Raw genomic sequence first — 13,776 nt, 5'->3', positions numbered from 1 at the left:
GCCGCCCTCTTCCACCCCCGGGGAGCCCGCTGCGCCCCCGTTCGCCAGGAGTTCAAAACGTGACTGCCCAATGGATCGACATCCCGACCGGTAACGACAGCTTCGGCGGCTATCTCGCGCTGCCCAAGCGCGGCAAGGGCCCTGCCGTCATCATCATCCAGGAGATCTTCGGCGTGAACTCGCACATCCGTGCGGTCGCCGACCAGTACGCGTCCGACGGCTACGTCGCGCTCGCGCCGGACGTGTTCTGGCGCACCCAGCCGCGCGTCGAACTGACCTACGAAGGCGCGGATCGCGACAAGGGCATCGAGCTGATGAAAAAGACCGACGTGGGTCTCGCGGTCGCGGACATCGGCGCCGCGGCCGACGCATTGCGCGCGCGCCCGGAAGTGGCCGGCAAGATCGCCGCGATCGGCTATTGCTTCGGCGGCCAGCTCGCGTACCGCGCGGCCGCGACCGGCAAGCTCGACGCGGCGGTCGCCTATTACGGCGGCGGCATCCAGAACGCGCTCGATCTGGCCGGCAAGGTCACGCAGCCGATCCTGTTCCACTACGCGGAAAACGACCACGGGATCCCGCTCTCGGCCGTCGATCAGGTCAAGGCCGCGTTCGCCGGCCACGGCCACGCATCCTTCCACGTGTATCCGGGTGCCGAACACGGCTTCAACTGCACGGACCGCGCGTCGTACAACCAGCGCGCGTCGGCGCTCGCGCACGGCCGCACGCTGACGTTCCTCGCCGAGCACCTGTAACAACATCCGGCCGCGGGCCCATCGCGCCGGGCCCGCGTTATTCTCCCTTCATCGCCACGAGTCACAACGGGGGTGACAGCGATGCACTCGGACTATCTCGCGCATGACGCGATCGGCCTCGCCGCGCTCGTGCGCGACCGCAAGGCAAGCCCGCGCGAATTGCTCGACGCTGCGATCGGCCAGGCCGAAGCGGTCAATAGCGCGATCAACGCGATCGTGCTGCAGGACTACGAAGCCGCGCGCCAGCGCGCGACCTCCACGCCCGACCCCGGCGCCGACGCGCCGTTCGCGGGCGTTCCGTATCTCGTCAAGGATCTCGGCGCGGCGGTCGCCGGGCTGCCGCTGTCGATGGGCAGCCGGCACTACCGGTACTACGTGCCCGCCGACGATTCGCCGGTGATCGCGCGCAGCCGCGCGGCCGGCCTCAACGTGTTCGGCAAGACCAACACGTCGGAGATCGGCCAGATGCCGTACACGGAACCCGAACTGTTCGGCGCGTGCCGCAACCCGTGGAACCTCGACCACACGCCCGGCGGCTCGAGCGGCGGCGCGGCGGCGGCCGTCGCGGCCGGCATCGTGCCGCTCGCGCATGCGTCCGACGGTGGTGGCTCGATCCGCATCCCGGCGTCGTGCTGCGGGCTGTTCGGCCTGAAGCCGAGCCGCAATCCAATGCTCGTCGACCAGCCGTCGAACGGCGAACTCGTCGTCCAGCATGCGGTGTCGCGCAGCGTACGCGACAGCGCGCTGCTGCTCGACGTGACGACCGGCCAGACGTTGCCGCACGGTGCTCCCGGCACGTTCCTCGGCGAACTCGATACGCCGCCCGGCCCGCTGCGGATCGGCCTCGTCGTCGATCCGATGCTCGCGCCGGCGCTCGCCGACGACACGCGCGCGGCGCTCGACGACGCGGCCGCGCTGCTCGAATCGCTCGGCCACCACGTCGAGCCGGCGACGCTGCACATCGACTACGCGCGCGCGGCCGAAACCTTCCTCACGCTGTGGGCGACGATCGCCGAGGAGATGGTGCTCGGCGCGCGCGCGCTGACCGGCCGCGCGCCGCGGCGCGGCGAATTCGAAGCGGCGACGTGGGCGATGGCCGTGGTCGGCCGGCGCCTCGCGCGCACGCGCCTGCCGGACGTACTCGAGTGGCAGCGCCAGCTCACCGTGCAGGTCTCGGGCCTCGTGTCGCGCTACGACGCCATTCTGTGCGCGTCGCTCGCGGCGCCGCCGGTGAAGATCGGCGAATTGCAGCCGACGCCGTTCGAATCGGCGCAGATGAAGCTGCTCGCCGCGCTGCCGGTGAAGCCGCTGTTGAAGGAAATGCTCGCGAAGTCGTCGGAGAAGGCGTTCGCGTGGGCCGGCTGCACCGAGCTGTTCAACCTGACCGGCCAGCCGGCGATGTCGGTACCGCTCTACTGGAATGCACGCGGGCTGCCGATCGGCGTGCAGTTCGTCGCGCGCCACACCGACGAAGCGCTGCTGCTCAGGCTCGCGCGGCAGCTCGAACAGGCGCGGCCGTGGTTCGACCGCCGCCCGCCGCTGATGCAAGCACAGCGCTGACGCGCGGCCTCGTCTCGAGGCAAGCATCGAAAAAAAGCCCCGCCGGCAAAACCGGCGGGGCTTTTGCGCATGCAAAACGCGCGGTGGCGCTTACATGGCGAGCCGTTCGCAGATCGTCCGCGTCGCGGTCGCTGCGTTCAGCGTATAGAAATGCAGCCCGGGCACGCCCGCGTCGATCAGGCGCCGGCACAGATCGGTGACGACGTCCGCACCGAACGCGCGGATCGCGTCGCGATCGTCGCCGAAGCTCTCGAGCCGGCGCGCGATCCAGCGCGGCACTTCGGCGCCGCACATCTCGGAGAAGCGCATCAGCTGCGAGAAGTTCGTGATCGGCATGATGCCCGGCACGATCGGCACGTCCACGCCCAGCTTGCGCGCATCGTCGACGAAGCGGAAATACGCGTCGGCGTTGAAGAAGTACTGCGTGATCGCGGAATTCGCGCCGGCTTTCACCTTGCGCGCGAAATTCTCGAGATCGGCCTTCGGCGAACGCGATTGCGGGTGGTACTCCGGGTAGCCTGCGACCTCGATGTGGAACCAGTCGCCATGCTCGGCGCGGATGAAGCTGACGAGCTCGGACGCATAACGCAGCTCGCCGACCTCGCCCATCCCCGACGGCAGGTCGCCGCGCAGCGCGACGATATGCCGGATGCCGTGCGAGCGGTACTGGTCGAGGATCGCGCGCAGGCTGTCGCGCGACGAACCGATGCACGACAGGTGCGGCGCGGCCTCGAGGCCGTCCTTCTGCATGTCGAGCACGGTATCGAGCGTGCCCTGCTGCGTCGAGCCGCCGGCGCCGAACGTCACGGAGACGAATTTCGGCTTCAGCGGCAGCAGCTGCGCACGCGTCGCGCGCAGCTTTTCGACGCCGTCCGCCGTCTTTGGCGGAAAGAATTCAAACGAAAGTTCGATCGGTTTCATGATTCGGTGGTTTAGCCCCTCAGCCGATGTCGCGCTGGCCGAAGATCAGCGCGGACAGCAGCCACGACACGATGCTGTACAGGATCGAACCGAAGAACGCGGACCAGAACCCCGACACCTCGAAGCCCTTCAGCAGCGACGACGCGAACCAGAAGCACAGCGCGTTCACGACGAGGATGAACACCCCGAGCGTGACGATCGTGACGGGCAGCGTCAGCAGGATCAGCACCGGGCGGATCACCGTGTTGATCAGGCCGAGCACGACCGCGACGATCAGCGCGGTGCCGAAGCTCTTGATGTGGATCGACGGCACGAGGTACGTGATGATCAGCAGCGCGAGCGCGTTGATGACCCAGGTGAGGATGACGCTCATGGAGTGCTCCGGTTCTGTTGTCGATCTTCGGTACGGTCAGCGGCCGCCGCCCCGCGTGCGCCGCATCGTCGGCGACGCGGCGCGCTCGGGACGGCGGCGGCGCATCAGTAGCGGTAGTGGTTCGGCTTGAACGGGCCGTCCTTCTGCACGCCGATGTACGAAGCCTGTTCGTCCGACAGCACGGACAGGTTCGCGCCGATGCGCGCGAGGTGCAGGCGCGCGACCTTTTCATCGAGATGCTTCGGCAGCACGTACACCTTGTTCTCGTACTCGGCGCCGCGCACGAACAGCTCGATCTGCGCGAGCGTCTGGTTCGCGAACGAGTTCGACATCACGAACGACGGGTGGCCGGTCGCGCAGCCGAGGTTCACGAGGCGGCCTTCCGCCAGCAGGATCACGCGCTTGCCGTCCGGGAAGATGATGTGGTCGACCTGCGGCTTGATGTTTTCCCACTCGTACTGGCGGGTCGACGCGACGTCGATTTCCGAGTCGAAGTGGCCGATATTGCAGACGATTGCGTTGTGGCGCATCGCCTTCATGTGATCGTGGCCGATCACGTGGAAGTTGCCGGTGGCCGTCACGAAGATGTCGGCCTTGTCGGCCGCGTATTCCATCGTCACGACGCGGTAGCCTTCCATCGCCGCCTGCAGCGCGCAGATCGGATCGATTTCGGTCACCCACACGGTCGCGCCAAGGCCGCGCAGCGACTGCGCGCAGCCCTTGCCCACGTCGCCGTAGCCGGCGACGACCGCGACCTTGCCCGCGATCATCACGTCGGTCGCACGCTTGATGCCGTCGACGAGCGATTCACGGCAGCCGTACAGGTTGTCGAACTTCGACTTCGTGACCGAATCGTTCACGTTGAACGCCGGGAACGGCAGGCGGCCGTCCTTTTCCATCTGGTACAGGCGGTGCACGCCGGTCGTGGTTTCTTCGGTCACGCCCTTGATGTGCGCGAGACGCGTCGAGTACCAGGTCGCGTCGATGTCGAGGTGCTTCGCGATCGACTTGTACAGCGCGACTTCTTCCTCGTTGGTCGGCTTCGCGATCACCGAACGGTCCTTCTCGGCCTTCGCGCCGAGGATCAGCAGCAGCGTTGCGTCGCCGCCGTCGTCCAGGATCATGTTCGCGAATTCGCCGTTCGGCCATTCGAAGATGCGGTGCGAGAATTCCCAGTATTCGTCGAGCGATTCGCCCTTGAATGCGAACACCGGCGTGCCGGCTTCGACGATCGCGGCCGCGGCGTGGTCCTGCGTCGAGAAGATGTTGCACGATGCCCAACGGACGTCCGCGCCGAGCGCCTTCAGCGTCTCGATCAGCACGCCGGTCTGGATCGTCATGTGCAGCGAACCTGCGATGCGCGCGCCCTTCAGCGGCTGCTGCGCCTTGTATTCGTCGCGGATTTGCACGAGGCCCGGCATTTCGGTCTCGGCGATGTTCAGTTCCTTGCGGCCCCAGCCGGCCAGCGCCATGTCGGCGACGACGTAATCCTTGGAAGCTTGCGAATCGATAATGGCGTTCATCACGCCCTCCTTTCTAAAAAAGTTCTAGATTGGTGACGTGAGCGCCGTTCAGGAAGCGGGGCCGGCGCGACGGTCGCGAAACGCGCGCCGCACGGCTGCTTGGTGAAGCCTTCCGAGCCTGGCGGACGCAGGATGGTCCGTCGCAACGCTCCTCGGAAAACGGGAGGGATTGTAGCAAATCGGCGCGCAAAATGCGCAAGCGGACGAAGCGCGCGGCGTCGGCGCGCGTTGTCGTCGAGAAAGGGTCAGGACTCCGCGCCGACCCACGCCTGTTCGCGCAGCCGCGCGCGCAGGCGCGCGACGGCCTGGCTGTGCAGCTGGCACACGCGCGATTCGCTCACTTCGAGCACCGCGCCGATCTCGCGCAGATTCAGACCCCGTTCGTAGTACAGCGACATCAGCAGCTTCTCGCGCTCCGGCAGCCGCTCGATCGCCTCGACGAGCGCCTCGCGCAGGTGCTCGTCGAGCAGCGACGACAGCGGATCGGCGTGATCGACGCGATAGCGGTCGAGGAACGGCTCGTCGTCGGCCGCGCGGTCGAAATCCTCGTAATAGATGAGCTGGCTGCCGTGCAGGTCCTGCAGCATCCCCTGGTATTCGTCGAGCGGCATGTTCAGGTGCTGCGCGATCTCGGTCTCGCTCGCCGAGCGGCCGAGATGCTGCTCGACCTGGTGCACCGCGTGCTCGACCTCGCGCGACGTCTTGCGCAGGCTGCGCGGCAGCCAGTCGTTGCTGCGCAATTCGTCGAGCATCGCGCCGCGGATGCGCTGCGTCGCGTAGGTCTCGAACTGCGCGCCCTGGTCTTCCTTGTAGCGGCCGGCCGCGTCCATCAGGCCGATCATGCCGGCCTGGATCAGGTCGTCGAGGTCGACGCTCGCCGGCATCTTCGCGACGAGCTGCAGCCCGAGGCGACGCACGAGCGGCGCATATTGCGCGAGCACGTCGGACTGGGACATCTTTCCTTGAGCGTTGTACATCATGGCTCTCTCCTTCCGGTAGCGCTCACGCGGCGTGTGCCGCGCCCGCCTCATACGACGGCTTGCCGCCCGCATGGACGGCGCGGCCCGCGCCCGAACGCGGGCGCATCGGCCAGTACAGCAGGTCGGCGGCAATCTGCCGGTAGTCGCGTGCGGCCGACGACGACGGGAACGCGTCGACCACCACATGCGTCAGCTCGCGCGCGTGCTCGACGAGCGGATCGGCACTCACGCAGCCCGCGTCGGCGATCGACACCGTCAGGTAGCGGCTCGCGACGCCCGCGAGGTTGTCGAAGGCCGTCTTCGCGTCCGCATGGCTGCCGACGTGATTGGTCAGCACGCGGAACTGCGCGAACGCATGCGCGAAATGCAGCCGCTTCATGCACGCGTACGCCTCGGTGATCGCCTGCGCGGCCACCCGCGTGACGACCAGCACGTCGTGCGCTTCGCGCGCGAGCGCCGAGAACGAGCCGTCGGCGCCGAGCTGCGCGTCGACGAGGACGATGTCGGCCGGGCCGTCGATGAAGTCGCTCAGTTGCGCGTCGCTGTAGCCGGCCCGCGCGAGCCGCGCGGCCGCGCACAGGCCGAAGCCGGCAGTCACCCGCGTGCGTTCGCCGTCGCGCAGCCACGCGCCCGCGAGCGTCGCGCTGGCCGAATGCACGTCGGCGCGCTCGTCGACGACGAGCACATCCTTGCCGAGCGACGCGAGCGCCGCCGCCAGGTTTACGATGGTGGACGTGCAACCGACACCCGCCGGCCCGCCCGTCACCGCGACGATGCGCGACGCGCGCCCGGCCAGCAGGCGCCTCAGCCCTTCGGCCTGATCGATGATTTGTTTATCCAAATCGCACCTCGTGCAGCTCGGCAGTGGAACGTGCGGTCAGGGCGGAAAGCAGCGTCGGCATGTCTTCGTCTTGCGGCACGAAGGGCGAGCCGTCGCGCGGCACACAAAATGCGCTCTTCAGCAGGAATTTGGTCGATGCGACATACAGGTTCTCCGGCACCTTCTGGCCGGTCGACACGTAGTGGATCGGCAGCTTGTAGCGGATCACCGTGTCGAGCACGCCGCCGAGGTGGGTCGCCTCGTCGAGCTTCGTGAGGATGCAGCCGGCCAGGTCCGGATGCTCGCCCGCGCTGCGGTACGCCTGCACGACCTCGTTGAGGGTGTCGCCGTGGCTCGTCGCGTTGAGCAGCAGCAGGCGCTGCACCGGCGCGTTCGCGCCGTGCAGCATCGCGATCTGGTCGGACACCGCGCGGTCGCGCTGGCTCATGCCGATCGTGTCGATCAGCACGATGTGCTTGTTGCGCAGCTCGGACAGCGCGAGCGCGAGATCGCCCGCATCCTTCACCGCGTGCACCGGCACGCCGAGGATCTTGCCGAAGATGCGCAGCTGCTCGTGGCCGCCGATCCGGTAGCTGTCGGTGGTCAGCAGCGCGACCTTGCTCGCGCCGAAGCGCATCACGCAGCGCGCGGCCAGCTTCGCGGTGGTGGTCGTCTTGCCGACGCCGGTCGGCCCCATCAGCGCGAACACGCCGCCGCGCTCCATCAGCGCGTCCTCGCTGTCGAGCACCGGCAGGTTCGCCGCGAGCACCGACTGCGCCCATTCGGCGGCTTGTTCGAAGGTCTGCGTGCCGTCGCCGGACGGCAGGTTGTCGACCAGCATCCGCACGAGCTGCGCGGAAAGACCGGCCGCGAACAGGTGCTTCGTCAGCGCGCCATGCACGGCGCTGCGACGCTGGCGGTCGTGCCACATCAGGCTGTCGAACTGCTCTTCCATCATGCCGCGCAGTTCGCCAAGTTCCTGCATCACCGTATCGTTGACGATCCGCTCGATGCGCGACTTCACCGCATCGGCCACCGCGGCGGCCGAGTCGGCGGACAGGCGCGTGCGCTCCGAGGCTTTCGCCGCGTTCACGGCGCTCGTGTCGGGCATGCGCGGCGCGGCTGCCGGCATCCGGCGTTCGGCATCGCGCACGATGTCGCGTGCCCAGTCGGGCGACGGCGCACTCGCGGCGCCCTGCGGTGCGGGCGCGCCGGCTTGCGGTGCGGCAGGCGTCGCCTGCGCACGCGCGATCAGCGCGTCGCGCTGCTGCGTCAGGCGCTTCGCGTGCTCGACAAGCCACGGTGCGGGTTCGGAAGTCGGGGCCGGCCATCCGGCGGCCGGCGCTCCGGGGGCCGGCCAACCGGTCGCGGGCGAACCGGCAACGGGCATCCCGGTGGCCGGTGCGGCGCTCGACGGCGAACCCGCAGCCTGGGCATCCGCATCGATCGTCGAAGGTTGCGCCGCCGTTTCATCCGCTTCGGCGCTGGCGCCGAACACGGACGAGAACACGTCCGGCAGCCCGCCTTCGCCCGCCGCATACGGATTGACGCTCGGGCGCGCGAACGTGGCGCCCGGGCGCGACACGATGCCCGGCACCGCGGCGGCCGGCACGGATTCCGGCACGCGCGGCGCGGCGATCCGCGGCCGTGCGGCGGCCGGCGGCGTCACCGCGGCGAGGTCCGAATCGGCGAGTGCGACGATTTCGACGCTGCCGTCATCGAGCGTGCGGTTCGACAGTACGACCGCGTCGGCACCCAGCGCCTCGCGCACGAGACGAAGCGCGTCGCGGCTCGTTGCGCCGGTGAATTTGCGAATGTTCAAGCGGAACCCCCGATGACGTTAACGACTTTGATCGTGCGTGTGTCCGGCACTTCGGCATACGACAGCACTTTCAATTGCGGCAGGCTGCGGCGCAGGAAACGCGCGAGCATCGCGCGCAGCGCGTGCTGCACCAGCAGCACGGGCGGCAGCCCGAGATTCTGTTGACGCAGCATCGCTTGTTGCGTGCCGGTCAGAAGGTTGTGCGCGAGGCCGGGTTCGAGGCCCGGGTTCGCGCCGGTGGCGAGCGCCTGCGACAGCACGCGCTCGAGATTCGAGTCGAGGCCCATCACCTGCATCTCGCCCGCGCCCGGATACCACTGCTGCGTGATCGCACGGCCGAGCGAGAGCCGCACCGCGGCGGTGATCTCGAACGCGTCGCCGCGGCCCGCATGTTCGGACACGGCCTCGAGGATCGTGCGCATGTCGCGGATCGGCACGCCTTCCTCGAGCAGGTTCTGCAGCACCTTCTGCAGCGTCGTCAGCGAGATCGTCTTCGGCACGAGGTCCTCGACGAGCGACGGCGCGTCCTTGCCGGTGCGCTCGACGAGCGCCTGCACTTCCTGGCGGCCAAGCAGCTCGGCCGCGTGCTGGACGACGAGATGGTTCAGGTGCGTCGCGACGACCGTGCTCGCGTCGACCACCGTGTAGCCGTACACCTGCGCCTGTTCGCGCAGCGCGATGTCGATCCACACGGCCGGCAGCCCGAACGCGGGATCCTGCGTCAGGGCGCCCGGCAGCGCGGCCGTCACCTGGCCGGGGTTGATCGCGAGCCACTGGCCCGGGAACACTTCGCCGACGCCGATCTCGACGCCCTTCAGCGCGATCCGGTACGCGTTCGGCCGCAGTTCGAGGTTGTCGCGGATATGGATCACCGGCGGCAGGAAGCCGATTTCCTGCGCGAATTTCTTGCGGATGCTCTTGATGCGCTTGAGCAGCTCGCCGTCGCTGTTCTTGTCGACGAGCGGGATCAGCCGGTAGCCGACTTCGAGGCCGAGCGGGTCGATCAGCTGCACGTCGTCCCAGGTCGCTTCGTGGCTGTCGGACGGCAGCACGGCGGGCGGCGCGATGTCGGTCACGTCGCCGGCCGCCTTGCGGGCCGCCGCGCGCTTCGTCTGCGTGCGGGCCAGCCAGATCGCGCCGCCGCCGAGCGCGAGGAACGCGAAGTGCGGCATCCCCGGGATCAGCCCCATGATCACGATGATCACGCCGGTGATCGTCAGCACGCGCGGGTTCGTGAACAACTGGCCGGTGATCTGCGTGCCGATGTCCTCGTCGGTCGCGACGCGCGACACGATCACGCCGGCCGCGGTCGAGATCACGAGCGACGGGATCTGCGCGACGAGGCCGTCGCCGATCGTCAGCAGCGTGTAGTTCGTGCCGGCCGCCGCGAAGCTCATGTCGTGCTGCACCATCCCGACGATCAGCCCGCCGATCACGTTGATCGCCATGATGATCAGGCCGGCGATCGCGTCGCCGCGCACGAACTTCGACGCGCCGTCCATCGACCCGTAGAACTCGGCTTCCTGCGACACGGCCAGGCGGCGCTTGCGCGCCTGTTCCTCGTTGATGAGGCCGGCGTTCAGGTCGGCGTCGATCGCCATCTGCTTGCCAGGCATCGCGTCGAGCGTGAAGCGTGCGGACACTTCGGCGATCCGCCCCGCGCCCTTCGTGATCACCATGAAGTTGATGATCATCAGGATCACGAACACGACGATACCGACCGCGAAGTTGCCGCCGACGAGGAAGTGGCCGAACGCCTCGATCACCTGGCCGGCCGCGTCGGGGCCCGTATGGCCCTCGAGCAGCACGACGCGCGTCGACGCGACGTTCAGCGACAGGCGCAAGAGCGTCGAGAACAGCAGCACGCTCGGGAACGCCGCGAAATCGAGCGGCTTCATCGTGTACATGCTGACGAGCAGCACCATCACCGACAGCGCGATGTTGAACGTGAACAGCAGATCCAGCAGCATCGGCGGCAGCGGCAGGATCATCATCCCCAGGATCATGCAGATCAGGACGGGGCCCGCGAGCGAGCGCAGGTTGGCGCCCGCGAGCAGGTTCGTGCGCTTCGAGAGCAGGCCGGTCGGGGTGCTCATGCCGAGGCTCCTTGCTTGCCTTGCTTGCCGAGCGTGTCTTCGGCTTCCTCGCGTTCATCGTCGGCGGACACCGACGTGCCCTTGTCGAGTTCGGCCGGCACGTCGAGATCGACCGGCACCGCGGGGAACGCGCCGCCTTCCGAACGGAAGCGCTTGAGCTGGTAGACCCACGCGAGCACTTCGGCGACGGCCGAATACAGCGAACCGGGAATCTCGCGTTCGAGTTCGACGTTGTGATACAGCGCACGCGCGAGCGGCGGCGCCTCGAGCAGCGGCACGTTGTGCTCGGCCGCGAGTTCGCGGATGCGCATGGCGACGAGGTTCACGCCCTTCGCGACGACCTTCGGCGCGCGCATGTCGCCGTCCGTGTATTGCAGCGCGACGGCGAAGTGCGTCGGGTTCGTGACGACCACGTCGGCCTTCGGCACGGCCGCCATCATCCGGCGGCGCGCGATCGCGCGCTGCTGCTGGCGGATCCGCCCCTTCACGTGCGGATCGCCTTCGTTCTCGCGATGCTCGCGCTTCACTTCTTCCTTCGTCATGCGCAACTTCTTGTTGTACTGCCAGATTTGGTAAGGCACATCGAGCGCGGCGACCACCAGCATCCCGGCGACCGTCGTGCCGCAGCACACGGCGACGAGATGCAGCGCGTCGGGGAGCGCCGTGCCGAGCGGCTGCGTCGCGAGGCTGAGCAACTCGTCCTTGCTGCGCCAGATCGCGATGCCGCCGATTCCGCCGACGACCAGCGTCTTCGCGAGCGACATGCCGAGCTGGATCGGCCCCTGGATCGAGAAGATCCGGCCGAGGCCCGAGATCGGGTTCAGGCGGTCGAACTTCAGTTCGAACGTTTTCTGCGAGATCAGCCAGCCGCCGAGCGCCATCGGCGCGAGCAGCGCGGCGAGGCCGGTGAGCACGAGGATCGGCAGCAGCGCGGCGAAGCCTTCGAGGCTCGCGCTGCCGGCCGCCGACAGCATCCGGTTCGTGTCGAACGCGGTCGCGCGGTCGAACGTGAACGCGCCGCGCAGCATCGCCTGCAGATGCGCACCCGACGGGCCCGCGAGCAGCCACGCACCGTAAAACCCGGCCGCGAGCAGCGCGAACGAAGCCAGTTCGCGCGAACGCGCGACCTGCCCCTCCTCGCGCGCCTTCTCGCGGCGCCTGGGAGTGGCGGCTTCGGTCTTGTCGAGATCGCTCTCGTCTGCCACGGGGCCTCCAGTCGGGTACGGCGGAATGCCGCTTTCCAGTGACACCGATTATTCATGGAGGCGTCAAACGCCGATCGGTCGAGCAAAGCCGGGAAAGGGGGGTATTTCGGGGAATCGGGCGAGCCGGCGCAAACGGGGCTGGAAGGGGGACGGAGCGGCGCGCGACGTGGTGCGATGCGGCGAAAAAAACGCGGCGTCCGACGCAACGATGAAGCGCGGTTCCCGGGCGGGACGGTGACGGCGTGAAGCGGTGAACGGTGAGGCGGATGAACGGGAAAAGCGGGGAAGTCAGGCCCCGACGCGACGGCGTCGCGCGTCGGGGCAGGCGGCGCTCAGACCGCCGGGATCGGATCCGCACCGAAGCGGTTCGGGCCTTCGGTGCCACGCGAGCACATCCACACGAGCAGCAGGATCGCGCCGACGATCGGAATGAGCGCGAGCAGCAGGAACCAGCCCGAGCGGCCCGTATCGTGCAGGCGGCGCACGCTGACCGCGATGCCCGGAATGATCAGCGCCAGCGAAACCAGGAAGATCACGCCCAGCAGCAGCAGCGTGACCAGGCCCGCATCGCGGCCGACCGCGCCGATCACCTGGGAGGCGACCGAAAGAATGCAACTCAGCAGCGCGAAATACCAGTATTCGGCACGACGTGCACGACCGCCGAATTTCGCGTATTGATTGAGTACGGAACGAACAGCCTCGGAAAAATTCATCTTTATTACCCTCCTGTTTTATATTGTCGACCCCGGAAACAACGCACGCATTATAGGTTTTAGTTTCAACAGGCTCCATCTCTTTTCATATGCCGGGCAATGCACACACCCGTCGCACCGGCGCTGGAATGGCTGTCATGGCTTGTTGCGGCGCCACAGACTTGCATGCCACGTCATTTTAATAATCTTTAAGACCTGACAGAAACCACAGCCTCAGATAATCCAGCATTTGATTACAACCAAATGAATCCGGGCTCGATCGATAATCGCTCCAGTCGCGTGGCATTCGATTTACCGGCCGGCCGGCATGACGCGGGCGCACCCGTCCCACCAGCCGACGCGGCACGCATCGAAAGCACCGCGTACGGGCCCGGCCACCGCTTCCTCGACCCTACGACGGCGGTACGCGCCGGGGCCGGCCTCCGGCCTGGGCCCTAACCGGCCGCCGCCCGCTGCAGCGCGCCGAGATCGAGCTTCTTCATCGTCATCACCTGCGCCATCACGCGCTCGGCGCGCGCCGGATCGCCCGTCATCAGCTCGGACATCTGCACGGGCACGACCTGCCACGACACGCCGAAGCGGTCGCGCAGCCAGCCGCACTGCTGCGCACGCTCGTCGCCGCCTTCGGACAGGCGCGCCCAGTAGCGGTCGATCTCGTCCTGGTCGCGGCAATTGACGACGAACGACACGGCCGGCGTCATCTGGAACACGGGGCCGCCGTTCAGCGCGACGAACGCCTGCCCGTCGAGCTCGAACGCGACCGTCATCACCGCGCCCTCGGCCTGCCCGGATGCGTGCGCGCCGGCCTTGCCGTAGCGCGCGACGTGCACGATGCGCGCGTTGTCGAACACCGACACATAGAAACCGGCGGCCGCCTCGGCGTCGCGGTCGAACCACAGGAACGGCGTGATGCGTTGGATACCCGGGCTCATGGCGCTGTCTCCTCGATGTCGTGCCGGCACCGGTGCCGGTCTTACATCGTAGGCGCTGCGCGCGCGCCCGGCGGCGATC

General features: G+C 67.9%; 12 protein-coding genes and 1 riboswitch. Of the genes, 2 read left to right on the top strand and 10 right to left on the bottom strand.

Features of this window, described 5'->3' with window-relative positions; translation table 11 throughout:
* Positions 1-59 precede the first annotated feature (59 nt).
* On the top strand, positions 60-752 hold the full coding sequence (locus R9B84_RS01245; RefSeq protein ID WP_047899532.1) for a dienelactone hydrolase family protein: 693 nt from the start codon (positions 60-62) through the stop codon (positions 750-752).
* An 81-nt stretch (positions 753-833) separates the two neighbouring features.
* A complete protein-coding gene (locus R9B84_RS01240) occupies positions 834-2,312 on the top strand; it encodes an amidase (protein WP_423759941.1) in 1,479 nt (492 codons plus the stop codon).
* Positions 2,313-2,402: 90 nt separating this feature from the next.
* Here R9B84_RS01240 and metF read toward each other — a convergent pair whose 3' ends face one another.
* The 10 genes from metF to R9B84_RS01190 all read right to left on the bottom strand — a co-directional run bounded on the left by metF (position 2,403) and on the right by R9B84_RS01190 (position 13,697).
* Positions 2,403-3,233 (bottom strand): methylenetetrahydrofolate reductase [NAD(P)H], encoded by an 831-nt coding sequence (gene metF / locus R9B84_RS01235; RefSeq protein WP_262539636.1) that lies wholly within the window; start codon positions 3,231-3,233, stop codon positions 2,403-2,405.
* 19 nt (positions 3,234-3,252) lie between these two features.
* A complete protein-coding gene (locus tag R9B84_RS01230) occupies positions 3,253-3,606 on the bottom strand; it encodes a phage holin family protein (RefSeq protein ID WP_011882923.1) in 354 nt (117 codons plus the stop codon).
* A gap of 104 nt (positions 3,607-3,710) precedes the next feature.
* A complete protein-coding gene (ahcY, locus tag R9B84_RS01225) occupies positions 3,711-5,129 on the bottom strand; it encodes an adenosylhomocysteinase (protein WP_423758962.1) in 1,419 nt (472 codons plus the stop codon).
* A 32-nt stretch (positions 5,130-5,161) separates the two neighbouring features.
* A riboswitch (S-adenosyl-L-homocysteine riboswitch) is annotated at positions 5,162-5,289 on the bottom strand.
* An 85-nt stretch (positions 5,290-5,374) separates the two neighbouring features.
* Positions 5,375-6,109, bottom strand: coding sequence for an RNA polymerase sigma factor FliA (locus tag R9B84_RS01220; RefSeq protein WP_047899528.1), 735 nt, complete (start codon positions 6,107-6,109; stop codon positions 5,375-5,377).
* A gap of 22 nt (positions 6,110-6,131) precedes the next feature.
* Positions 6,132-6,950, bottom strand: a complete 819-nt coding sequence (locus tag R9B84_RS01215; RefSeq protein ID WP_047899527.1) for a flagellar biosynthesis protein FlhG — start codon at positions 6,948-6,950, stop codon at positions 6,132-6,134.
* On the bottom strand, positions 6,943-8,751 hold the full coding sequence (gene flhF, locus R9B84_RS01210) for a flagellar biosynthesis protein FlhF (RefSeq protein WP_423758961.1): 1,809 nt from the start codon (positions 8,749-8,751) through the stop codon (positions 6,943-6,945). Before flhF ends, R9B84_RS01215 begins: the two co-directional genes overlap by 8 nt.
* Positions 8,748-10,847, bottom strand: coding sequence for a flagellar biosynthesis protein FlhA (flhA, locus tag R9B84_RS01205; protein ID WP_423758960.1), 2,100 nt, complete (start codon positions 10,845-10,847; stop codon positions 8,748-8,750). Before flhA ends, flhF begins: the two co-directional genes overlap by 4 nt.
* Complete coding sequence (gene flhB, locus R9B84_RS01200; protein ID WP_423758959.1) at positions 10,844-12,052, bottom strand: flagellar biosynthesis protein FlhB; 1,209 nt, start codon at positions 12,050-12,052, stop codon at positions 10,844-10,846. The genes flhA and flhB overlap by 4 nt, the downstream gene beginning before the upstream one ends.
* 332 nt (positions 12,053-12,384) lie before the next feature.
* A complete protein-coding gene (locus tag R9B84_RS01195; RefSeq protein WP_423758958.1) occupies positions 12,385-12,765 on the bottom strand; it encodes a DUF805 domain-containing protein in 381 nt (126 codons plus the stop codon).
* A gap of 434 nt (positions 12,766-13,199) precedes the next feature.
* On the bottom strand, positions 13,200-13,697 hold the full coding sequence (locus tag R9B84_RS01190; RefSeq protein WP_423758957.1) for a VOC family protein: 498 nt from the start codon (positions 13,695-13,697) through the stop codon (positions 13,200-13,202).
* Between the last annotated feature and the right edge of the window lie 79 nt (positions 13,698-13,776).

Source organism: Burkholderia sp. NLJ2 (genome assembly GCF_049487195.1).
Lineage (GTDB): Bacteria > Pseudomonadota > Gammaproteobacteria > Burkholderiales > Burkholderiaceae > Burkholderia > Burkholderia pyrrocinia.
This window is presented reverse-complemented; position numbering and strand designations above follow the sequence as displayed.